The following is a 22911-nucleotide window of genomic DNA, read 5'->3' as shown; positions in this document are numbered from 1 at the left end:
AACTCTCATGACTATTCACTGGTGCGGCACTGGCCTATCCGCCATCCCCGGCCTGCGCCGCCTGTTGGAGGCTGGTCACGATGTGGCCGTTTGGAACCGGACAGCCGACAAAGCCCGTGAGGCGGTAGGCGATCTCACCTCCAACATTCATGTCTTTGACATCAACAATCTCGGTGAAATGCTCAGCCCGGCGGATGTTGTCGTCTCGATGCTGCCCGGTGACTGGCACGTGCCGCTGGCAGAACTGGCGATTTCCAAAGGGGCGCATTTTGTATCCTCCTCCTATATCGCGCCCGAAATGCGTGCGCTGGATGCCAAGGCCAAAGAGGCCGGTGTGGCGCTGGTCAATGAGGTCGGTCTGGACCCCGGCATCGACCACCTGATGGCCCATGCTCTGGTGGATGACTACAAGGCCTCTGATGCCTTTGACCCTGCCAACGAGGTCAGCTTTCTGTCCTATTGCGGCGGCATCCCAAAGATCCCCAACCCGTTCCGCTACAAATTCAGCTGGTCACCTCTGGGGGTTCTGAAAGCGCTGCGTTCGCCGTCGAAATCCATTCGCGACTTCAAAGAACTGGATGTCTCGCGCCCCTGGGATGCGATCTCCTCCTTTGACGCGCCCCTGCCGACACCCGAAAGCTTCGAGGTCTATCCCAACCGCGATTCCCTCCCCTTTATGGGGCAATATGAGTTCGGCTCCGACTGGAACGTGAAGGAGTTCGTGCGCGGCACCCTGCGTCTGAATGGCTGGACCGAAGCCTGGGACGCGGTTTTCAAAGAGGTCGAAACCCTCGAAGGAGAAGCCGGTGACGCCCGCCTGAAAGAAATGTCCGACCAGTTCTGGGACGAAAATTCTTATGATGAGGGAGAGCCCGACCGGGTTGTGCTCTGTGTGGATCTGAAGGCCGAAAAGGCAGGCAAAACCGTCTGGCACAAGACCTATGTGATGGATGCCTGGGGGGATGAGCGCGGCACCGCCATGGCGCGTCTGGTGTCCTTCCCGGTGTCCTTTGCCATCGAGGCGGTGATGAACGGCAAGATCAAGCCTGGCGTCAGCGCCGCCCCAAGTGATGCTGCATTGGTGGAAAACTGGATGGGGGAGATCAGCAAGCTGGCCCAGCATCTGGAAGTCAACAACCGCCTTGCCTGACCGCTTGAGCAAACAGACAGGTAAAAGGCCCGCTTCTGCGGGCCTTTTACATTTCAAGCAGGGACCGTCACACCAGTTCTCGCTTGAAACTGACGCTGTGCTGGTGTGAGTTGGCTACAGTTGTGATGGGAACGCTTTGAATGAGTGTCGTCAGAAAATTTTCCGCGCCACAGGGGACAACACTATTCAGCCCCGGGCAGGACTGCCCCGGATTTTTGATCCTGACAAAGGGCTGTATCAAAGTCACCCTGACAGGCAGCAGTGGCCGCGAAGTGGTGTTGTACCGGGTACACCCCGGCGAGGTCTGCCTACAGACCTTTTCCTGCCTGATCGAAGATCAGAGCTATGCCGCCGAAGGCATTGTCGAAGAGGATCTGGAAGGCGACCTGATCCCGGCAGGCCAGTTCCGCCAACAATTGGACCTAGACGCAGAGTTTCGCAATGATGTGCTGAACTCGGTCGCCCTGCGGTTTACCGAATACCAGCAGCTGATCGAAGACATCGCCCTGACCGGGTTTGACGCCCGCCTCGCCAAGGTGCTGTTGCGGCTTGCGGATCAGGCGGGTGTTGTGCATGCGACCCATTCTGCCCTGGCAGCGGAGACCGCATCAGGGCGGGCCTATGTGTCGCGCCGTCTGGCTGAATTTGCCCGCCGGGGCTTGGTTGAACAGCTGAGCGATGGCATTCGGATCTGCAAAAATCACGAGCTGCTGCAGATTTCAGTGTAAATACAGGAAGCTTCGCACATTCTTCGCACATACGGTGACTCTGTCACCGCCCCTTACATCTTCTTTTTGCTATGCTTCTTGCAGCAACGCCAAAAGGAGATCTCCTCATGACCAAAAACGAAGGCACCATTGACCGCGTTCTGCGCGTTATCGCCGGTATCGTTCTGCTCTCGCTTGTGTTTATCGGACCGCAAACCCTATGGGGACTGATCGGGATTGTGCCATTGGCGACCGGCCTGCTCGGCAACTGCCCACTCTACTCTATCTTGGGTATCAACACCTGCCCGCTGAAAAGCTAGAGGCAGCAGGCGCGCTATTTGGCGGAATGGCGCGCCATAATTAGGAATACATCTGATGTCCGACAGCGCGAACGATCAGGTGCGTTGAACCCTAGTCCAGACTTGGCCATGGCCAATGCGATGCGCGGCTCTTTCGTCTTCCTAATCCTCGCCTTTGGACAGGGTCCAGACTTCTACGCGCTCTTGCCGCCCCCGGATGTCGAGTGGGCCAAACCTCTTTAGGTTGGCAAAGCGCCCTGCCTGCGTCGGATCATACTGCTCTGCCCGGACAGCATCAAGCAGCGGCTGTCCCACAACCAGATCACACACAAGCCTGCGAGTTGCTTCTTGCAACCGACTGGCGGTGTTCACCGTATCGCCAATGACGGTGAATTCGACAAAATCTGCTGTACCGACATCGCCAAGAACCACTGGACCGTAGTGCAGCCCAATGCCAATCCGGACCGGTGGCTGCCCCATCCGGGCCCGCTCCTGGTTCCAATCTTGCGCTGAACTGAGCAACTCGTAGGCACAGGCCAAGGCATTGCTGGCGCCACTTCCACCATTCTCCGGAAAACCAAAAATCGCGAGCACCTCATCACCGATATACCCCTCTATGGTGCCGTTCCATTTGAAGATAACCTTTTGCATCCAAGCGTGAATGTCGCGCAGCAGCTGCATGACATCGGCGGGCTCCAACCCTTCTGAAAGTTTGGTGAAGCCCACGATATCAGCAAAAAGAACTGCTAAATCCTGTTGTTTGACCGGCCCAAGCGGCTGATCCTTGGCCGCCAGTGTCGCCACCAGCTTGGGCGGAAAATACCGCGCCAGATTTACGCGCGCCCGTTCGGCCGCACTTGCGGCCAACTGCGCGCGTCGTAAGCTTTGCTGCATCTCGATACGGGCCGTCACATCACGCTGAATCGCCATGTACTGATAGATTTCGCCCTGCTCATCTCGCAGCCCGGCGATCGACCATTCCATCCAGAATTCCGTTCCATCCCGCCGGTAATTGATTGCCAGCCCTTCCCAAACACCGCCCCTGCGCAGAACCTCACGCATATTGGCAAAAACCTTGAGGTCGGTCTTTGGTCCCTGCAACAAGCGAGGCGACTGGCCCAGGATCTGTCCAATGCGCCATCCGGTCATTTTTTCAAAAGCAGGATTGGCGTAAATGACCTCCGGGCCCGGCGGGTCAAGGTTTGTTGAAGTGACCAAGATGCTTTCGGCAGCTGCCCCCAATATGGCGCTGGAATCAATCCCAGTTGCGCTGCCCCGCCTTGGCATCAACGTCCCCTTTTTGCCCTGTTCAAGATAGGCGAGACCCAACTTCCATCTGAAAGGCATCTCGCTTTGGAGCCCCCAGTTGATACCCAATGATAGCGCATTTGGAGGAAGAACCCAAACTGCGCGACCAAGACAGAGGCCAGCGGCTTCTTTGCGCTATGTCATTCCAATTTGCCAACTGATGTCCTATAGGCCGGCTTCCCTGTTTTGCTCCAGATGAGATCCAGATCATGTCACGCTCCGAACTCCTGATGCCCGCCGGAAACCTGCGCAAGCTCAAGCTCGCAATCCTGTATGGCGCGGATGTTGTCTATCTTGGCACGCCGGATATGTCTTTGCGCACCAAGTCCGAGTTCTCGCTAGAAGAGGTGATCGAAGGCGTCGAGTTCTGCCATGCGCATGGGCGGCGGGCCTATCTGACGCTGAACCTGTTTTCGCATAATAAAGATATCGACAAGCTGGATGAATATATCGACACCGTCCGCAAAGTGCGCCCCGACGGGTTGATCATCGCTGACCCTGGCGTGTTTCAATACGTGAAGGACCGCGCTCCCGAGCTACCGCTGCATATCTCGACGCAGAGCAATATCTGCTCCTGGCTGTCGGTGAAATTCTGGCAAGACCAAGGCGCCGAGCTTTGTGTACTGGCGCGCGAAGTTTCGTTTTCTGAGCTGAAAGAGATCCGCGAGAAATGCCCGGATATCAAACTGGAGGCCTTTGTACATGGCGCCATGTGCATGACCTATTCGGGGCGCTGCCTGCTGTCGAATTTCATGGCCGAACGCGGTGCAAATCAGGGCAATTGCGCCAATGCCTGCCGCTGGAACTACACCTTCCGCATGCGCCTGAAAGACGGCACCGTGCAGGACCTGCAGATCACCGACGACAATGCCGACATGTTTGAATTCCTGCTCGAAGAGGGCTGCCGCCCCGGCGAGCTGATGCCGATCGAAGAAGATGCGCGCGGCTCATATATCCTCAACTCCAAAGATCTCTGCATCATGCCCAAGCTGGATCAATACCTTGCTATTGGTGTTGACAGTCTCAAGGTCGAGGGGCGCGGCAAGTCGGAATATTACTGCGCCATCGTGGCCCGCGCCTATCGCATGGCGATTGATGACTACTATGCCGATCCGGAGAACTGGGACCCCAAGCCCTATATGCGCGAGTTGGAGTCCGTGGGGAACCGTGGCTACACACTGGCCTTTCATGATGGGCGCCTGACCAACTATGCCCATAATTATGAGCACACCGCTTCCCTGGCGCAGTGGGAATATGCCGGGGTTGTCAATGAGGTGACAAATGACGCTTTTCTGGTAGAAGTGAAGAACAAGCTGGTCGCGGGCGAGGTGCTGGAATTTGTCTCTCCCATCGCGCGCGAAACCGTGTTGCTACGCGTGTATGACTTTGAAAATGCCGCCAATGGCAAACGCACGGATGTGGTTCACGGCAGCACCAAAACCCTGATCCGTTTGCCTTTTGCCCTGTTCGATCATGAAGACCTTGATGATCTGAAGGCGCGTTTCCCGCAGTATTCAGTGATGCGCAAGGAACGCGCCTTGACAGAGGAGCAATGGAACCGTGTGCGCTTCGACAAACTCACGCAGGGGCTGGAGATTGGCGGCAAGGAAAACCCCGAGGCCTATGCAAAACGCCGCGATGCCCTGGCAAAAAGCGTTGATGACGACAGCAATGAGCGCCGTTTCAAAACCAACCGTGTCGGGGTCGAAGGTTGCTGTGGCAAAGGCTGCAATGGCTGCATGATTTTCTGGCAGGATGACCAATACGCGCGCGCCCGTGAGGTCCTGCTCAAACGCAAACAGGGTCAACAGCTCAGCCGGGCCGAAGCCACGGTGTTGAAACAGGCCGTACCGCAGCTTTAAACGCCCGTTTCTAGTGATCTGATGGGCCTGAAAGCAGGAAACATGGATCGGCCTAGCGGCCGATCACATCATCCTCAACATCCTGCACATCTACCCCTAAGGCATCTAGCCCGGCCTCGATATTGTCGGCCAGATGCGGTGTTCCGATCAGATAATCCGCTGTCGGGACTGAGGCCTCGGATTTGGCTGTCTCAACCGCTTCAGACAGTTCTTCGGCTTCAAAACTGCCGCGACCAATCCACATGATCGCAACCAGCTCGGCCTGTTCATCAACGCCCAGCCGTTCGATGAAGGCGCGCAATTCACCTTCGGCCCGGCCCAACTCGCGCGCCATCAGCGCCACCTGTGCAACCTTGCGTGTGGAAATCTCCAGCATTGTCCGTCTCCTTCTGTTCGCCGCTTGCCCCATCTGACAGTACCCCAGCGCGGGGGTCTTTGATCTGAGGCAAGGAATGCAGCCTCGGCCAAGAGCTCAGTCCGTTTCTGCAGCGCAGGTCTTCCGTCCGAAGATCTCCAACCCGCTGCTGCGCCCGCGCAGCTGCACCGGTGGCAGAGCAGACCATCCCTCGCGCGCGGGCTCTGTGCCCGCTGCTTTTAGCACCGCAGCAGAGGCGATGACCCCGGCACCTGTCGTCTTGGTCAGCTCTTCCAGGCGTGCCGCAGTGTTCACCGTATCCCCAAACACCGAATACTCCAAACGCTCAGCGGCACCGACAACACCAGAGAACACCATACCATAGTGCAAGCCGACGCCTGTTCGAACAGGGTTACGTCCCATTGCTTGGCGCTCCTCCGCCCAGTCGTCCATCTGCTTAAGCAGAAGCTCCACACAGCGTAGCGCCTGCCTCGCGGCGTCATCACCTTCGAAGAGGATCATGGCGCCATCGCCAATGAACTTGTCGATCATCCCTTCTGATGCATTGACAGCCAGTTGCACCCGGCGACGGAATTCACTGATATAGGCTCCAACTTCTTCGGGATCACGCCCTTCTGACCAATTGGTAAAGCCGCGAATATCGACGAACATCACCACCATGTCTTCCTGTTTGCCCCGGCGCAGCTCACTCAGAGCACCATCCGCCAGCCGGTCCGCCATCTTGGCTGGCAGATAGCGTGTGAGATTGGCGCGGGCTTGCGCATCTATGATCGAGTTGTGCAACAGCTTGCGTGTTCTGTAGGCCGCCACGACCAGCACCAACCCACCCAGAGAGATCATGACCACACGCACCATATTGGGTGGTAAAAGCAGCATGAATTCAGCGCGTTCAGCAACAAATGGCGTTATTTCCTCTGGCTGCCAAAGGGTGAGATAGGACAGCCCCCCGACAGTCAGAGCCACGCAATAGGCCTGCAAATATGGATTGAAGCGCAAAACTGCAAAAGCAAGGATAACTGGCACCAACCATGTCGGCGGCAGCAGAAAGGTCAACTCTCCCGGAAACCCAGTATTGGCCAAGCCCGCCCCTGTGTTCACCAACATGAAGACACAGTCGAGCGTCACCGTCGGCCAAACCATCCAGCGACGAAACCGTCCCGAAGTGGCCAACCAATATGAAAGCCCCCCGAGCAGGAAGTATGAGAGCAGTGTCAACAAGGCCAAGAGCCACTGAACCCTCAGATAGTCCTGGTCGGCCCCCTCCCCTTTCACCAAAAGCAAAAAGGCGATCAACAGGCAAAGGGCCACACCAATACGCAGCACCGCCACAATGCGTTCGACTTCGACCTCTGCTTTGTGAAGCAGAGTTTTGTCCAGAGATTGTCCTATCATGGGTCTTTCTGTTCCAGTGGGACCACATTGGTCACAGGCTCTTCTGCCAGATCTTCAAAATCGAAATGATCCAGCCGTTGCGCGCGGCGCCCGGCTTTTTCGGCGCTGATCTTGATCTCGGCGATATCTTTGGCTGCCTGGCCAAAATGGCGATCCAGATTACCGACCCGATCGCCCAGCCGTTCCACATCCCGGTGCAGATGGCCAAGTTCGGCCCGGATGGCGCCTGCCTGTTCGCGCATGCGGGCGTCTTTCAAAATGGCGCGCATGGTGTTCAGTGTCGCCATGCAGGTGGTGGGCGAGACAATCCAGACACGGGCTGCGAACCCCTCACGAACCACCGCAGTGAAATTGGCATGCAGCTCAGCATAGACCGCCTCGGAGGGCAGAAACATCAGCGCGCCCTCGGCGGTTTCGCCCTCAAGAATGTATTTCTCGGAAATGGCCCTGATATGTGCCCGCAGCGCAGTTTTCATCTGGCGAATGGCATAGGCCTGCTCATCGCGGGTTTCGGCCCGGCGCAGCGCCTCATAGGGCTCCAGCGGGAATTTGCTGTCGATCACAATGGGCCCAGGCGGGTTGGGCAGATGCACCAGACAGTCGGCCCGTTTGCCATTGCTCAATGTCGCCTGCATCGTATAGCTGCCTGCGGGCAAGGCCTTTGAGACGATATCGTTGAGCTGGATTTCCCCAAAAGCGCCACGAGTCTGCTTGTTTGACAGAATGTCCTGCAGTGATAGCACGTCCCCGGACAGTTTGGTGATATTATCCTGCGCCTTGTCGATGGTCGCCAGCCGTTCCTGCAGCTGCGTCAGAGAGGTCACCGTGCGTTTGGCGCTGCCGTGCAGGCTTTCCTGCATACCTTCCTGCATTTCAGCCATGGCGCGAGACTGGCGCTGTGCATTGTCCGCTAGGCGATCATTCATATGCTGCTGCACATCGGTGAGGCGCGCCTCGACGGTTTGCACCATCTGCACCTGCGCCGTCGCCTGCGTGTCTGACACATGCTGCAAGCCGCCGCGCAGCTGATGCACGGATTGACCCAGCTGCGAGATTTGTTGCGCCAGCGGCACCATAGCGCGCGCAGTCCGTCCCGAGGCCCGCAGAGACAACACCAACAACAGGATCAGAAGCCCGGCAAATCCAACAGCCAACAGGATCATCACCCCGATCTGGTCCATCGCCTGCACTGCCTGTTCCATGCCTTCCATCAGCTGCGCCCGAACAACCGTTCGATATCGGCGAGCTTCAGCTCCACATAGGTCGGGCGGCCATGGTTGCACTGGCCGGAATGCGGCGTGGCCTCCATTTCGCGCAGCAATGCGTTCATCTCTTCGCCGCGCATCCGTCGGCCAGACCGGATCGAGCCATGACAGGCCACACGCGATAAGATCGCCTCAAGCCGCGCCTGTACCAGCTGGCTTTCGCCCTGATCGTCCAGCTCATCCAGAATGTCTTTCACCATCGCCTCCGCATTGACCTCTCCGAGGATTGCAGGGGTTTCACGCACCGCCAGAGCATTTCCGCCGAAGGCTTCGATACCGAGACCGAATTTCTTCAATGCCTCCGCATGGGCCAGAATGCGCGCACAGTCATTGCTGCCCAGCTCGACGATCTCGGGGATCAACAGCGCCTGAGCCGCGACGCCATTTTCAGCCATCTGGTGCTTCAGCTTTTCATAGACCAGACGCTCATGCGCCGCGTGCTGATCTACGATGACCATCCCGTCTTCGGTCTGGGCGATGATGTAGTTTTCATGCACCTGCCCGCGTGCCGCACCCAACGGCAGATGCTCAGCCCCGGGCGCGGCAGGTTCAGGCGCATCCGACAGTGGCCCCGGGGCCACCTCGGTCACGCGACCACTGTATTCGCCCTGCAGTTCAGCAAAGCCTGCTGAGGGCGGTAGCGGCGCATGAGACGATCCCGCCTGCGGCTGTTCCGGGGATTGCGCCGCATAGGAAAAACTGCGTGCGCCCATCGACGGGCGATCCATCTGATAGATGCGCGCAGCACCCGTTGCAGTGGGCTCCTCGGGTCGCATTGCCCCCAGGGTCGCCCCCGCCACGGTGGTTGAAGCACGATGTCCGGCCTCGGCCAGCGCATGACGCAGCGCCGATACAATCAACCCACGTGCAAGGCCCGGATCGCGAAAACGGACCTCGGATTTGGCGGGATGCACGTTCACATCGACCAGCGTCGGATCACAGTCAATGAACAGCGCTGCCGCCGGATGGCGATCCCGACTGAGGAAATCAAAATAGGCCCCCCGCAGCGCGCCTGTCAGCATCTTGTCCTTAACGGGCCGTGAGTTCACAAACAGAAACTGCGCCACCGCAGCGCCGCGCGAATAGGTCGGCAGCGCGGCATAGCCAAAAAGGCGAATGCCGTCGCGTGTCGCATCGATGCGCAGGGCGTTTTCAGCAAATTCACGCCCCAGAACCGAAGCCAGCCGCCCGTGCAGCGCATCAAACAGATCACCAGTTGCGGGATCGGCGCGGAAGGTCACGCGCCCCTCACCGCCGCCCGACACATCGCGCAGGGTAAACCCAACAGAGGGTTCTGCCATGGCAAGACGCTTGATCACATCACTGATGGCCTGGGATTCTGCGCGATCCGTGCGCATGAATTTCAACCGGGCCGGCGTTGCGTAAAACAGATCGCGCAGCTCTACAATTGTGCCAGTGCGCAGAGCTGCAGGTTTCACCGGATCCATCTTGCCGCCCGCCACGCGGATCTGGGCAGCGTCATGGCCTGCGGCCCGGCTGGTGATAGTCAGCCGCCCCACCGCCCCGAGCGACGGGAGGGCCTCCCCCCGAAATCCAAAGGTGTGGATGTTCAAAAGGTCTGAGCCATCAATCTTGGAGGTGGCATGGCGCGACAGCGCCAGCGGCAGATCCTCAGGCGTCATGCCGCAGCCATCGTCGGTGACCCGGATCAAAGTCTTGCCACCATCGGCAATCTCGATAGTGATACGGTTTGCCCCCGCATCAATGGCGTTTTCCACCAGTTCCTTCACCGCGGACGCGGGGCGTTCCACCACTTCACCAGCGGCAATCCGGTTGATTGCGCTGTCATCCAGCTGGCGAATAGTCGGGCGATGCGGGTCGCTGATATTGGGGTCTTGGTTGCTCATACCGCTAAATTTAGCAGCTTCGCCCGATTCTGCCACGGCAATCTGAACAAGAGGGGAACAAAACCAAAAGCGCAAAACAGGAGCCAAGCTGCTACTCGCCCCCGCTTTGCGGATGTTCAGGTATCAGATCCCTGCAGGTGCACCTGCGCGGCTACGACAAGGGCCAAATCTGGCCGCGACGCCCAGGATCACACCAGACACCGTGGCAATCATACCCGCTGCGCTGACCGCATCAGAAGCTCCCAGCCACAGGGGGCCATAGCCGGCGAGAACGTATCCCAGCACCGCCGAAAGCACCGCGAACAAGACACTCCAGCCGATCTGGTCTTCCAGCCGGTTGGTCATCATCCGCGCTGCGGCTGGTGGGCAGATGAACATAGCGATCACGATGATAGAACCCACCGCATCAAAGGCCGCAACAGCTGCCACAGCGGCAGTGATCACCAGGCCAAGCCCCAGCAGATTGGTGCGAATGCCCATGGTGCGGGCAAAGCCTTCATCAAAGGTAGAAATCTTCAGCGCCCGCCAGAACAGGGCGATAAACAGGCAGACCCCGACGAGCGTCAGCGCCATGCGCGGTAGCTCAACCGGCAACTGGGCCAGTGCTGTCGCATCAAACAGCGATGACCAGCCAATGGCATCCAGCCAGATCAGGCTTTCGAGATTGCCATAGAGCGCATGTTCAACATCCAGGTGCACGGTCGAGGTGTCGGATTGCTCCAGCAGCAAAACGCCGCCGGCGAACATAGTGGTAAAGACTACCCCCATGGCTGCCCCCGGCTCTATCCGGCCCAGACGGCGGATCGCTTCGATCAGGATGACCGCAACAATTGCTGCACCAGCAGCGCCCAGCATCATCGGCCAGGCGGCAATCATGCCAGTCATCAGAAAGGCAACGACAATCCCCGGCAGCACCACATGGCTGATGGCATCGCCAATCAACGCTTGTCGGCGCAGTAGCAGGAAATTCCCCGGCAAGGCGCAGGCCACGGCCGCAAAGATGCCGATCAGCATCGGTGTCAGGGACAGGGGGACAAACTCTTCGCCGCTCATGACAGCACCTCGTGTGGGCCACCGATCTGGCGGTCGATTTCCTGGATCTGGTCCTGTGTCAGCACCGTTTCGATATCGCGCAGCCCATCATAGAGCGCCGCTGCGGCCTCATGCGCCATATCAGAGCGTACCACTTCCCAGCGTCGTTCATCGCGCAGCGCCTTGGAGGCCCGCGCGCGGCCCCGTTCTGTAGCCACGCCGTCGGCGCGCACAAGGCCCGCCCGGCGCAACAGCCGCAATGTCAGACTTTCGTAAATGGCGTGTCCCTGCGCCAGCGCCAGCAGCCCCTGGCGCAGATGCACCCGGCGCTGGAATTTCAAATGGCGCAGCACTGCTGCCAGCACGCCGCGATTTGGTGCCAAAAACAATGACAACGCAAAGAAGGCAAAGCTGACCAGCACAATGATCGGCCCAGTTGGCAGATTGGGAGCAGAAGCCGAAAGCGCCGCTCCGACGTAGGCCGAAAGCCCGCCAAACAGTCCTGCCAGCAGCACCACATGTTCAGAGCGTTCGGTCCAGAACCGTGCGGTGACAGCCGGAATAATCAGAAGTGCCACGATCAGGATCAACCCGACAATCTTCAGGCCCACCACGGTCACCGCCATCACCAGCCCCATCATCAGCATGTCGATCCGTTCCACCGGCAAGCCGCGCGCTGTAGCATATTCGGGATCAAAAGCCACCAGCGTCATCGGGCGACGAGTCAGCAGGATCATCACCAGCGCCGCTGCACCGCCCCCGGCGATCACCAGTGCATCGCTGTACAGCATCCCTGCGGTCGAGCCGAGCAGGAACCCTTCGAGGCCCGCCTGACGCCCGACGCCAAGCGTCTGGATCACCGTCAGCAGCACAATGCCCAGGCCAAAAAAGACTGAAAGCACCGCGCCAATAGCGGCGTCTTCGGCCAACCGCGTGTTGCGGGTCAGCCAGTTCATGCACAGAAGGCCGATCCCGGCCGTCACAGCCGATCCAAGCAACAGCCCCGCCAGGTTGCGACCGTCACCGCCTAAGAAAACCATCACCAGAAAGGCGATGCAGACGCCCGGCAAGGTCGCATGACTCACAGCGTCCGAGACCAGGGCGCGTTTACGCAGGAACAGAAACGTGCCCGTGATGCCGGCGGCAGTGCCCAAGAGGGCCGCGCCAATGGCGACCAACGTGGCATTGTAGCCGAGTTGAAGAAGAAGCGCGTCCAATAGCATTGATCTCGTCCTTACACCCGGGCCAGTTTGTCGATCTGCGTGGTCGCCAAACGCCCGCCATAGGCCGCCTGCAGGGTCGCCTCGGTAAAGGCTTCTGCCACCGTGCCTTCGGCAACGCGACGGGTGTTGATCAAAAAGACATTGTCGAAATATTCGACCACGGTCGCCAGATCATGATGCACCACCACAACTGTCTTGCCTGCTTCGCGCAGAGATTTCAGTACCGAAATGATGGCCTTTTCCGTCGCAGCATCTACCCCCGCAAAGGGTTCATCCAGCAGGTAGAGATCGGCCCCCTGCGCCAGCGCACGGGCCAGAAACACGCGCTGCTGCTGCCCCCCCGAAAGTTGTCCGATCTGACGTTCGGCAAAATCACCCATGCCGACGCGTTCAAGACAGTCCATCGCCTTGGCACGGTGGCTGCGCCCGATCCGGCCCAGCAGGCCCAACTCGCGGTAAAGCCCCATCAGGACCACATCGATCACCCGGGTCGGGAAATCCCAGTCGACACTGGCGCGCTGCGGCACATAGGCGATGCGGGCGCGCTGTTCCTCCAAAGGGCGGCCAAAAACCTGCACCCGGCCAGAAACTGGCGGCACGATCCCGAGCGCGGCCTTCAGCATAGTGGACTTACCGGCGCCATTAGGGCCGATAATCGCGGTCATCTGCCCCGGCTGCACGGTCATATCAACGGAAAAGACCGCAGGTTTTTCGCCGTAGGTCACGGTGAGGCCGCGAATGGAAAGCGGGCTCTTTGCGATGCACGCCTCCTCTTCTGCGCTGATATTTGCAAGCGTCACTGTCATGATCAAAGACCCGCTGAGAGTTTGCCATCCATGCCACGCGCGGGCACATCGGCGCCCAGAGCATTTGCAATGGTGGTGATATTGTGGTCGAGCATCCCCAAATAGGTGCCCTCATAGGTGCCCTCAGATCCCATCGCATCCGAGAACAACTCGCCACCGATAGAGACCTCATGCCCCCGGGCGGCCGCCCCTTCGATCAGCGCGCGGATCGAACGATCCGAGACAGAGCTTTCGACAAAAACCGCCTTGATGCCGCGGTTCACCAGCATATCCACTAGGGTGCCGATCCGGTTCAGACCCGCCTCGGACTGGGTGGAAATTCCCTGAATGCCGAGCACCTCGAAACCGTAGTCGCGACCAAAGTAGCCGAATGCATCATGGGCGGTCAGCAGAACACGGTTGCTGCCAGGGACCTTGGCCAGGGTCTCGTCGCCATAGGCGATCAGGCGATCCAGCTCTGCCAGATGCGCGGTGGCATTTGCGGCGAACAGGTCTGCGACTTCGGGACGCGCATTGGTCAGGGCATTTTGTACCTCGACCACCACAAGTTTCCACATCGCGGGCGTCATCCAGACATGCGGATCGAACTTGTCGGCATAGTCATCATGCCCGCGCAGCAGCTCTTTTGGCAGACCTTCGGCAACCGCGACGACCGCCCGCTTGCGCTCCAGATCGTGAAAGAACTCCTGCATCTGCGCCTCAAGATACAGACCGTGCCACAGCACCAGATCGGCGCGGGTCATGGCGACGATATCGGTACGGGTCTGACGATAAGCATGAGGATCCACACCGGGCCCCATCAAAGCCTTGACCGTGACCGCGTCACCGCCAACCTGACGCACCGCATCCGCGATCATACCCGTGGTCGCAACCACTTTCAGTGGGGCTTCAGCCAGTGCGCGCGCCACAGTCAGTGGTAAAGCAAGCAACATCATCAGCCCCATTAGAGCAATATTTCCAAGTCGCATCGGGTAAAGTCTCCAGTCGGTTGGTCGGTATCGTAGGCTTTGTGCGTTGTGTTCTGTTGGCGTGAATATGAGAATGATTCGCAAGTTAGTCAATGAAATTGAGAATTATTCGCAAGAAAGATCGTGATTTTTGTCCAAGAGGTCAAAACAAAGCCACTCAGCGCCCGGTTTGCTTGCCAAGATGCCGCACCCGTGCGACTTTCGCGCAGAACTCTGTTGAGGATCTCCGGAATGGAAAGCCAGACTTTGGAACAAACAACGCCCTTGGCTCCTACACATGATGAGCCCCGCAATCCCGGTATGCCGCTTGACTTGGATTGGGTCGCCTCAGTGCAGGCAAATACTTCGGCGATTGAACGCCGCTGTGCAACGCTGCCCGCCCGGCGCTCGGTCAAAAAGGATTATCAAGCCGCCTGGTTGCTCAAGGCCGTGACCTGTATCGATCTGACCACCCTGTCCGGCGATGACACCGAAGAACGCGTGCGCCGCCTGTGTGCCAAGGCGCGCCAGCCGGTACGCGCCGATATCATGCAGGCGCTGGACATGGATCCGATCACCACTGGCGCGGTCTGCGTCTATCACGAGATGATCCCGGCGGCCGTCAAAGCGCTCGAAGGAACCGGCATTCCTGTTGCGGCTGTATCGACCGGGTTCCCAGCGGGTCTTTCGCCGTTTCATCTGCGGGTCGCCGAGATCGAAGAAAGCGTCAAGGCCGGTGCCAAAGAGATCGACATCGTTATTTCCCGCCGCCATGTGCTGTCTGGCAACTGGCAGGCACTTTATGATGAGATGAAAACCTTTCGCGCCGCCTGCGGTGAGGCCCATATCAAAGCGATCCTCGCCACCGGGGAGCTGGGCAGCCTGCGCAATGTCGCTCGTGCCTCGCTGATCTGCATGATGGCGGGGGCCGATTTCATCAAGACCTCCACCGGCAAGGAAAGCGTCAACGCCACCCTGCCCGTCAGTCTGGTGATGATCCGCGCCATTCGCAACTATTATGACCGCACCGGGTTCCGGGTCGGCTACAAACCAGCGGGTGGCATCTCCAAGGCCAAGGATGCGCTGGTGTATCTGTCGCTGATCAAGGAAGAGCTGGGCGACCGTTGGCTGCAGCCGGATCTGTTCCGCTTTGGTGCCTCATCCTTGCTGAACGACATCGAGCGTCAGCTGGAACACCACGTCACCGGAGCCTACTCCGCAAGCTACCGCCACGCGTCGGCCTAAGGACGATCAGACATGTCAATCAAAGAGATCTTTAAATCCATGAACTACGGTCCTGCCCCTGAAAGCGCCGCCGAGGCGCTGGCCTGGCTGGTCGATCAAGGTGATCGGTTTGGCCAATATATCAATGGTACATTCACTCAGCCTCACGATGGGTTCGAAAGCCGCAATCCGGCCAGCGGCGAGGTTCTGGCAACGCTGAGCCAGGCCAGCCAGGCCGATGTTGATGCCGCAGTTGAAGCAGCCCGCAAAGCCCAGCCCAAATGGGAGAAACTGGGCGGGCCGGGGCGCGCACGCTATATTTATGCCATCGCGCGCCTGTTGCAAAAACACTCTCGCCTGTTCGCGGTGTTGGAAACGCTCGACAATGGCAAACCGATCCGCGAAAGCCGCGATATCGACATCCCACTGGCACAGCGCCATTTCTATTATCACGCGGGCATGGCGCAGCTGATGGAGAGCGAGCTGCCTGACGCCGAGGCGCTGGGTGTTTGTGGCCAGATCATTCCCTGGAACTTTCCCCTCTTGATGCTGGCCTGGAAGATCGCGCCTGCGATTGCCATGGGCAACACAGTGGTGTTGAAACCGGCGGAATATACCTCGCTGACAGCGCTGCTGTTTGCCGATATCTGCCAACAGGCCGGTCTGCCCAAGGGCGTGGTCAATATCGTCACCGGCGATGGCACCGTGGGTGAGATGATCGTGGCCTCTGACGTGGACAAGATCGCCTTTACCGGCTCCACCTCTGTCGGGCGGCGCATCCGCGAAGCCACTGCCGGGACCGGCAAGGCGCTGGCGCTCGAGCTGGGGGGCAAATCCCCCTATATCGTGTTTGACGATGCTGATCTCGATTCTGCCGTCGAAGGCCTGGTGGATGCGATCTGGTTCAACCAGGGTCAGGTCTGCTGCGCCGGGTCACGCCTTTTGGTGCAGGAAGGCATTGCCGATCGCTTCTATGCCAAGCTCAAGGCGCGCATGGACAAGCTGCGGCTTGGCAACCCGCTGGATAAATCCATCGACATCGGAGCCATGGTGGATCCGGTGCAGCTGGACACCGTGTCTGCCATGGTGGCAGCCAATGAGGCCGGAGAGACCTATCAACCCAGCCTGCGCCTGCCGCAACAGGGCTGCTATTTCCCGCCAACGCTGATCCAGGGCCTCGCGCCCTCTGATCCGCTGATGCAGGAAGAGATCTTTGGCCCCGTTCTCGTCTCCTGCACCTTCCGCACCCCGGCTGAGGCGGTAGATCTGGCCAATAACAGCCGCTATGGATTGGCCGCGACTGTTTGGAGCGAAAACATCAATCTGGCGCTCGATCTTGCGCCGAAACTGGTGGCCGGGGTGGTTTGGATCAACGGCACCAATATGTTCGACGCCGCAGCCGGTTTTGGCGGGGTACGCGAAAGCGGTTTTGGCCGCGAAGGCGGGTGGGAGGGCCTAAGCGGCTATACCCGTCCCAAGGGTAAGGCCAAGCCGCTGGCGCAGGTCAGAGCCTTTGAGGGCAAAACCGGTAGCCATACCAGCGACGCGGTAGATCGCACGGCCAAGATGTATATCGGCGGCAAACAGACCCGCCCCGACAGTGGCTATTCCAAACCAGTTTACAACACTCACGGCGCCTTGTTGGGTCATGTCGGCCAAGGCAGTCGCAAAGACGTGCGCAACGCAGTCGAGGCCGCAGCCGGGGCCAAGGCCTGGTCCAAAACCACAGGCCATCTGCGTGCACAGATCCTCTATTACATCGGCGAAAACCTGTCGGCACGGGCGGATGAGTTCGCCCATCGGATCAATGCCATGACCGGAAAGAAGGGCGGCGCGAAAGAGGTCGAAACCTCGATCCAGCGCCTGTTCACGGCGGCGGCCTGGGCCGACAAATTTGACGGCCAAGCCCACGGCGTACCGATGCGGGCCGTGGCACTGGCGATGAAAGAACCGGTTGGCGTCATTGGCGCGCTCTGTGCCGACGAGGCCCCCCTTCTGGGGCTGATATCGGTGATGGCACCGGCCCTGGCGATGGGCAACCGTCTGGTTCTGGCAGCGTCAGAAGCCTTCCCGCTGGCGGCGACCGATTTTTATCAGGTGCTGGAAACCTCAGATGTGCCGGCAGGTGTGGTCAATATCCTCACCGGCGATGCAAGCGATCTGGCGCAGCCGCTGGCGTCCCACATGAATGTGGATGCGGTCTGGAGCTTTTCTTCGACCGATCTTGCCGAAACCATCGAAAAAGCCTCGGCGCTCAACCTCAAACGGAGCTGGGTGGCTCATGCCACGTCGCTCGACTGGAACGTCGATCACAGCCGAAAGTTCCTGCAAGAGTCCACAGAGGTGAAGAACATCTGGGTGCCCTACGGCGAATAACCAGATCAACACAGCCCGACAATGACAGGAGAAAATGATGGCCACCACGTTTGATTTCAACAATAAAACGGTGGCCGTCATTGGCGGCACCAGCGGCATCAATCGCGGCATTGCCGAACGCTTTGCCGCCGCTGGCGCCCAGGTTGCCGTCGCCTCGCGCTCGCAGGACAAGGTCGACGACACAGTAGCTTCCCTGAAGGCACGCGGTGCGGCCGCGGCACTGGGTATCGCCTTTGACGTGCGTGACCCCGAGGCCGTGGCGGAAGGCTTTGCCAAAATTCATGAGAGTTTTGGCGATTTGGATATACTGGTCTCGGGGGCGGCCGGCAATTTCCCCGCGCTGGCTGCCGATATGTCGGTCAATGCCTTCAAGACGGTCATTGATATTGATCTCATGGGTACCATCCACGTGATGAAGGCGGCCTATCCCTATCTGACCCGTCCCGGGGCCAGCATCATCAGTATCTCGGCACCGCAGTCCTATCTGCCCTATGAGGGGCAGTCGCATGTCTGCGCCGCCAAGGCAGGTGTTGATCAGATCACCCGTACGCTCAGCCTGGAATGGGGCCTTGAAGGCATCCGCATCAATTCCGTCGTGCCCGGCTTTATCGATGGAACCGAAGGTGCCAAACGTCTGGCCCCAAGCCCCGAGGTGCTAAAGGGCCTGACCCGCAGCATACCGCTGGGCCGTCTGGGCGACTGCGATGATGTCGCCAATGCCTGCCTGTTTCTGGGCTCCGACATGGCCAGCTATATCAGCGGCACGGTGCTGGCGGTGGATGGCGCGTTGTATCAGCGTGGTTCTGGCAGCACCGGCGAGATGATGGGGCATATGCTGCGCGCGGCCTCGGCCCAGAAAAAAGGCTAGGCTGGTCTAGCGACGCGCAACAAAAAAGGCCGGGGGATTTCCCCGGCCTTTTTGTTCGTAGCTCAATCACAGATCCGCTGCATATCAATTGCTAGCGATCAGCCCCTCTGGGCGGCCAACCACCACAAAATGTAGCTGTTCGGGCAACAGAACCTCGCTGGCCACTTGGTTGATTTCCTCCAACGTGACCGCGTTGATCTTGTCATTGCGGGTTTTCACATAGTCGATCGGAAGATCATCCATCTGCATGCCCACCAGAATGGACGCGATCCGGCCATTGCCATCAAAACGCAGCGGGTAGGCGCCGGTCAGATAGGTCTTGGCGTCCGTCAGCTCCTTTTGTGTCACGCCCTCGCTGGCCATACGGTGCCACTCGCCCTGTATGACCTCAACCGCCTCGGCCATCTTGGCGTTGGCGGATCCGAGTTGCCCCATGTAGACCGCCGCCAGATCCTGCGGCAGCATAAAGGAATAGACCCCATAGGTGAGGCCCCGTTTTTCGCGCACCTCTTCCATGAGGCGGCTGTCAAAGGAACCCCCACCCAGGATCTGGTTCATGATATAGGCAGCAAAGAAGCGCGGATCATCCCGCTCGATCCCCTGATGACCAAACAAGGCCACGGACTGTGGTGTGTCATAATCAACGATGCTGACACCGCCCTCGATGGTGACCACTGCCGGGCCCGGCAGTGGCACTCCGGTGGGGGCAAGTTCGCCCAACAGGTTGTCTAGCAACAGGCCAAGGTCCTCGGGTGTGATGTCCCCAACCGCACTTACATAGAGCCTATCACGGGCAAAAACCGCCTCATGCGCGGCAAAGATGTCCTGACGGGTCAGTTCGGAAACCGTCTCTATGCTGCCTTTGCCTGCAGATCCATAGGGATGGTCGCTGTAGGCCATCTCAGCAAAAGCCTGACCGGCGATCTTGTTGGGGTCTTTAAGATCCGACCGCAACCCGGCCAGCACCTGCGCCCGTACCCGATCCAGCGCATCTTGATCAAAACGCGGTGCGTGAATGGTCTGATGTAGCAGCGCCATGGCTTCATCCCGGTTTTCCGTGAGGAAGCGCGCCGAAATAGACAGGCTGTCGCGATCCGCATCATAGCTGAACGAAGCCGCCAGGTTTTCCAAGGTCCGGGCATATTCTTGCGCCCGCATCTCGCCTGAACCTTCTTCGAGAAGGCCAGACATTAGATTGATAGCACCACGTTTTTCTGCAACATCCAACGACGTGCCACCGCGAAAGCGCAACTCCAGCGCAGTGAAAGGGATCGAATGATCCGCGACCAGCCAGGCCTTGATGCCGCCAGGAGAGGTGATTTCCTCGATCTTGATCTCAGCATGGGCTGGCAGCACCAACAGAGAAACCCAGGTGCTCAGCGCCGCAATAATCATCAGTGTCAGACGTTTCATTCCGCTGCCTCCTGTCGCATCATCCACCCGGTGACCGAGACCTCGGGCCGCAGTACCTCATGGGCGGCGGCAATGATTTCATCCGCCGTGACCGATTGCAGCACCTGCGGCCAGGCCTGCACATCCGCCACCGTCAGCCCGGTGGTCAGTGCCCGGCCATAACGATTGGCGATCCCGTCCACATTGTCACGGGCGTAGATCTCTGAGGCGCGCAGCTGCAGCTTGATCCGGTCGAGCTGATCGGGGTTCACCCCCTCGTCGAGGAACCGCGTCACACTTGCATCCAGCGCCGCCTCGGCCTCTTCCATGGTCACACCATCGGCCGGCACGATCAGGAAATCAAAGCTGGTATCATCCAGCGAGGTGCCGGAATAAAAGGCCCCAGTATAGACAGCGACCTGCTGGTCAAATTGCAGCGCATTGGCCAGGTAGGATGTTGTACCGCCGCCCAGGAGCTCTGACAGCAGATACAGCGCTGCGGCTTTTTCCTGCGCGCCCGCGTCCCGCTCCGGTGCCAGGTAGGATCGCTGCACATAGGGCTGTGCCACGCGTGGATCTTTGTAGATCACCCGGCGTTCGGCGGTTTGTGGTGGCTCTTTGCTGCGCTGGCGGATCTTGGGCAGGTCCGGATTGGCAGGGATCACCCCGTAATAGGTCTCGGCCAATGCCTTGACCTCGACCGGGTCCACATCGCCCGACACCACCAGAATGGCATTATTGGGCGCATAAAAGGTGCCGTAAAAGGACAAGGCATCCGCCATGTCCAGCTCTTCCATCTCGTGGCGCCAGCCGATGATTGGCTGCCCGTAGCGATGGTTGAGGTACTGCGCCGCGTTCAATTGCTCCCCGAAAAGGGCGCGCGGATTGTTATCGGTGCGCTGGTTGCGCTCCTCCAGGATCACTTCGCGTTCGGTGACGATGTCTTCTTCGGCGAGACGCAGATTGACCATGCGGTCGCTTTCCATCCGCATCATCAGCTCCAGCCGATCCGAAGCGATGCGCTGAAAATAGGCGGTGTAGTCATAGCTGGTAAAGGCATTGTCACGGCCGCCGTTGGCCGCCACGGTTGCTGACAGCTCTCCCGGGGCCAGGGTATCGGTCCCTTTGAACAGCAGGTGTTCCAGGAAATGCGCCACGCCGGACTGCCCGATAGGCTCATCTGCCGATCCGGCACGATACCAGACCATATGCTGCACCACTGGCACCCGGTGATCTTCGACCACGACCACCTCCATGCCATTGTCCAGCGTGAATGTCGTCACCAGGTCATCCGGCCCCGCAGCGCCATGCTGCGTCTTGGCCATGGCCCCTGTCAGACTGACAGCCGTCAGACTGATGGCCAGTACGGCCGTCGCCAAGGCGATCCTTCGGATCATGTGGCTTTCTCCTTTTTCTGTCGCGTGCCCCTGTGTCGAGGTCTGACGCGAATACTGCTCGATTACCTGTCATCTTCCCGGTTCATTGACGTCGCCTGGTTGCTCCTGCGATCTGGAGCATCCTAGGGTCGCGCCCCGGGGTCATTGCATCCGACACTTGTATTTGTGGTCGGTGTGGCTGGGATCAACCTACGCTCTTGCTCTCAGTGTGCAAGCGGCGCTGGCGCAAAAGTGAAAGATCAGACGTTAAAAGCAAAAGAGACGCCCGCGTGGGACGTCTCTTGCAAATCTTCACACAGGTGCAAATCCACAAACGAGCTGTGTTTCAAACCAGGTGTCTAATCCTCGTTGCGCGGCGGCGCAGAAGGTGTCGCGACACCGGCCCGGCGGAAAGCCGCATTGACGGCAAAGGGGTCCAGGGTCTGTTTGGAATAGATCTGCTCATAGCGGTCAACAGGCGCGATCTTGATCTTGCCACCGCGCCGTTTGCGTTTCAGGAACTTGGCGTCCTCGGCCGCAAGGGTCTGGCGCACATTGGCCGCAACACCATAACGGCTGGAGGCAGTCACAAGACCGGCATCTCCAGACGGGATTGCCCCCGTCGGCTCCGCAGCTGCAGGCTTGCCACCAAGCGCGGCAATAGCCTCGGCCTGCGGGTTGGCATCCGTGAGATTGCTACCGCCCGGAGTCGGCGCAGGAAGCGCAGAATAATCCGCAGGTTCGGTCAATGGCTTGGGTGGCAAGACCAGAAATTCGTCCGGACCCGTCCCGGTGGCGCGAATATCACGCAGCTCTTTTTGCACACAGCCAGAAACGGCCACCGCGCCAATCAGACCTAAAATCACCAGAGGAAGTCTCATTTCCCCAATACTCCTGCCAGTTTCCACGCGGTTTTAGCCTATTTGCTGCACGAGGTCACGCAGGCTTTTTCACACGACCTTCGAACAGGATCAAACCCGCCGCTCCGGCAAAGATGAACACATCAGCCACGTTGAACACAAAGGGATTATTGATGCCGCAACAGGACATATTGAGAAAATCAAGCACATAGCCATAAAGCAGCCGATCCGCGACATTCCCCAAAGCACCGCCGATCACCAGCCCGGCCGAGATCTGCATTGCGACACCCTTGTCGCTGCCCCGGCCAACCCAGATCACCAGCGCCAGACAAATCACCAGCGACAGGCCGATTAAAGCCCAGCGCGCCACATCATCGCCACCGCCAAACAGGCCGAAATTGATGCCGGTGTTTTCGCCATAGCGAAAGTTCAGCAAGGGCGGCAGCACGTCAATGCTGAGACGGCGCGACAGGCCCATCCAGTGGATGACCAGGTATTTGCTGGCCTGATCCAACAGAAAGGCCCAGAAGGCGCCCCAGAATATTAAACGTGCTGCAGCCATGTATTTTCCCTGTCTCGT

20 protein-coding genes are annotated in these 22911 nt (G+C 59.1%); 7 read left to right on the top strand and 13 right to left on the bottom strand.

The genetic code is table 11. The features are described from left to right. Positions 1-7: 7 nt before the first annotated feature. The 3 genes from PH5382_RS03535 to PH5382_RS03525 all read left to right on the top strand — a co-directional run bounded on the left by PH5382_RS03535 (position 8) and on the right by PH5382_RS03525 (position 2177). On the top strand, positions 8-1150 hold the full coding sequence (locus tag PH5382_RS03535; RefSeq protein ID WP_058332959.1) for a saccharopine dehydrogenase family protein: 1143 nt from the start codon (positions 8-10) through the stop codon (positions 1148-1150). A 140-nt stretch (positions 1151-1290) separates the two neighbouring features. Then, positions 1291-1878: a Crp/Fnr family transcriptional regulator gene (locus PH5382_RS03530; RefSeq protein WP_058332958.1), complete on the top strand. Its 588-nt coding sequence runs from the start codon at positions 1291-1293 to the stop codon at positions 1876-1878. A gap of 107 nt (positions 1879-1985) precedes the next feature. After that, entirely contained in the window at positions 1986-2177 is a 192-nt protein-coding gene (locus tag PH5382_RS03525) for a YgaP family membrane protein (RefSeq protein WP_058332957.1), read from the top strand. A 141-nt stretch (positions 2178-2318) separates the two neighbouring features. Here the strand turns inward: PH5382_RS03525 and PH5382_RS03520 are convergent, their stop codons facing one another. Further along, positions 2319-3443 carry an adenylate/guanylate cyclase domain-containing protein gene (locus PH5382_RS03520; RefSeq protein ID WP_231751784.1) on the bottom strand — a complete coding sequence of 375 codons (1125 nt, stop codon included), beginning with the start codon at positions 3441-3443 and terminating at the stop codon, positions 2319-2321. A 230-nt stretch (positions 3444-3673) separates the two neighbouring features. Between PH5382_RS03520 and PH5382_RS03515 the strand changes: the two genes are divergently transcribed. After that, the gene (locus tag PH5382_RS03515; RefSeq protein ID WP_058332955.1) at positions 3674-5326 is read left to right on the top strand and encodes a U32 family peptidase; all 1653 of its coding nucleotides are present in this window, start codon (positions 3674-3676) and stop codon (positions 5324-5326) included. Between the two features lie 52 nt (positions 5327-5378). Here the strand turns inward: PH5382_RS03515 and PH5382_RS03510 are convergent, their stop codons facing one another. From PH5382_RS03510 to PH5382_RS03475, 8 genes are all read right to left on the bottom strand, one after another. Further along, entirely contained in the window at positions 5379-5702 is a 324-nt protein-coding gene (locus PH5382_RS03510; RefSeq protein ID WP_058332954.1) for a DUF3775 domain-containing protein, read from the bottom strand. Between the two features lie 96 nt (positions 5703-5798). After that, positions 5799-7094: an adenylate/guanylate cyclase domain-containing protein gene (locus tag PH5382_RS03505; RefSeq protein WP_058332953.1), complete on the bottom strand. Its 1296-nt coding sequence runs from the start codon at positions 7092-7094 to the stop codon at positions 5799-5801. Beyond that, complete coding sequence (locus PH5382_RS03500; RefSeq protein ID WP_156414825.1) at positions 7091-8305, bottom strand: DNA recombination protein RmuC; 1215 nt, start codon at positions 8303-8305, stop codon at positions 7091-7093. Before PH5382_RS03500 ends, PH5382_RS03505 begins: the two co-directional genes overlap by 4 nt. Further along, positions 8305-10227, bottom strand: coding sequence for a DNA mismatch repair endonuclease MutL (gene mutL / locus PH5382_RS03495; protein WP_058332952.1), 1923 nt, complete (start codon positions 10225-10227; stop codon positions 8305-8307). Before mutL ends, PH5382_RS03500 begins: the two co-directional genes overlap by 1 nt. A 123-nt stretch (positions 10228-10350) precedes the next feature. Next, positions 10351-11280, bottom strand: coding sequence for a metal ABC transporter permease (locus PH5382_RS03490; protein WP_058332951.1), 930 nt, complete (start codon positions 11278-11280; stop codon positions 10351-10353). Next, positions 11277-12482, bottom strand: a complete 1206-nt coding sequence (locus tag PH5382_RS03485; RefSeq protein WP_058332950.1) for a metal ABC transporter permease — start codon at positions 12480-12482, stop codon at positions 11277-11279. Before PH5382_RS03485 ends, PH5382_RS03490 begins: the two co-directional genes overlap by 4 nt. 11 nt (positions 12483-12493) lie before the next feature. Beyond that, positions 12494-13288 (bottom strand): metal ABC transporter ATP-binding protein, encoded by a 795-nt coding sequence (locus tag PH5382_RS03480; protein WP_156414824.1) that lies wholly within the window; start codon positions 13286-13288, stop codon positions 12494-12496. Positions 13289-13290: 2 nt separating this feature from the next. Further along, positions 13291-14223 carry a metal ABC transporter solute-binding protein, Zn/Mn family gene (locus PH5382_RS03475; protein ID WP_231751783.1) on the bottom strand — a complete coding sequence of 311 codons (933 nt, stop codon included), beginning with the start codon at positions 14221-14223 and terminating at the stop codon, positions 13291-13293. Between the two features lie 264 nt (positions 14224-14487). Here PH5382_RS03475 and deoC point away from each other — a divergent pair, with 264 nt between their 5' ends. From deoC to PH5382_RS03460, 3 genes are read left to right on the top strand one after another with little or no spacing between them, the layout of a single operon-like run. Then, complete coding sequence (gene deoC, locus PH5382_RS03470) at positions 14488-15480, top strand: deoxyribose-phosphate aldolase (protein ID WP_058332947.1); 993 nt, start codon at positions 14488-14490, stop codon at positions 15478-15480. A 12-nt stretch (positions 15481-15492) separates the two neighbouring features. Beyond that, the gene (locus PH5382_RS03465) at positions 15493-17835 is read left to right on the top strand and encodes an aldehyde dehydrogenase family protein (protein ID WP_058332946.1); all 2343 of its coding nucleotides are present in this window, start codon (positions 15493-15495) and stop codon (positions 17833-17835) included. A gap of 37 nt (positions 17836-17872) precedes the next feature. Beyond that, on the top strand, positions 17873-18703 hold the full coding sequence (locus PH5382_RS03460) for an SDR family oxidoreductase (RefSeq protein ID WP_058332945.1): 831 nt from the start codon (positions 17873-17875) through the stop codon (positions 18701-18703). A gap of 84 nt (positions 18704-18787) precedes the next feature. Here PH5382_RS03460 and PH5382_RS03455 read toward each other — a convergent pair whose 3' ends face one another. From PH5382_RS03455 to lspA, 4 genes are all read right to left on the bottom strand, one after another. Continuing rightward, a complete protein-coding gene (locus tag PH5382_RS03455; protein ID WP_058332944.1) occupies positions 18788-20116 on the bottom strand; it encodes a M16 family metallopeptidase in 1329 nt (442 codons plus the stop codon). After that, the gene (locus PH5382_RS03450; RefSeq protein ID WP_058332943.1) at positions 20113-21492 is read right to left on the bottom strand and encodes a M16 family metallopeptidase; all 1380 of its coding nucleotides are present in this window, start codon (positions 21490-21492) and stop codon (positions 20113-20115) included. The genes PH5382_RS03455 and PH5382_RS03450 overlap by 4 nt, the downstream gene beginning before the upstream one ends. Before the next feature lie 338 nt (positions 21493-21830). Then, a complete protein-coding gene (locus PH5382_RS03445) occupies positions 21831-22352 on the bottom strand; it encodes a DUF3035 domain-containing protein (RefSeq protein WP_058332942.1) in 522 nt (173 codons plus the stop codon). A gap of 55 nt (positions 22353-22407) precedes the next feature. Next, positions 22408-22893 (bottom strand): signal peptidase II, encoded by a 486-nt coding sequence (lspA, locus tag PH5382_RS03440; RefSeq protein ID WP_058332941.1) that lies wholly within the window; start codon positions 22891-22893, stop codon positions 22408-22410. Positions 22894-22911 lie beyond the last annotated feature (18 nt).

The organism is Phaeobacter sp. CECT 5382 (assembly GCF_001457775.1).
Taxonomy (GTDB): Bacteria; Pseudomonadota; Alphaproteobacteria; order Rhodobacterales; family Rhodobacteraceae; genus Pseudophaeobacter.
The sequence above is the reverse complement of the archived record's forward strand: the minus strand, read 5'-3'. Positions and strand labels throughout refer to the sequence as shown.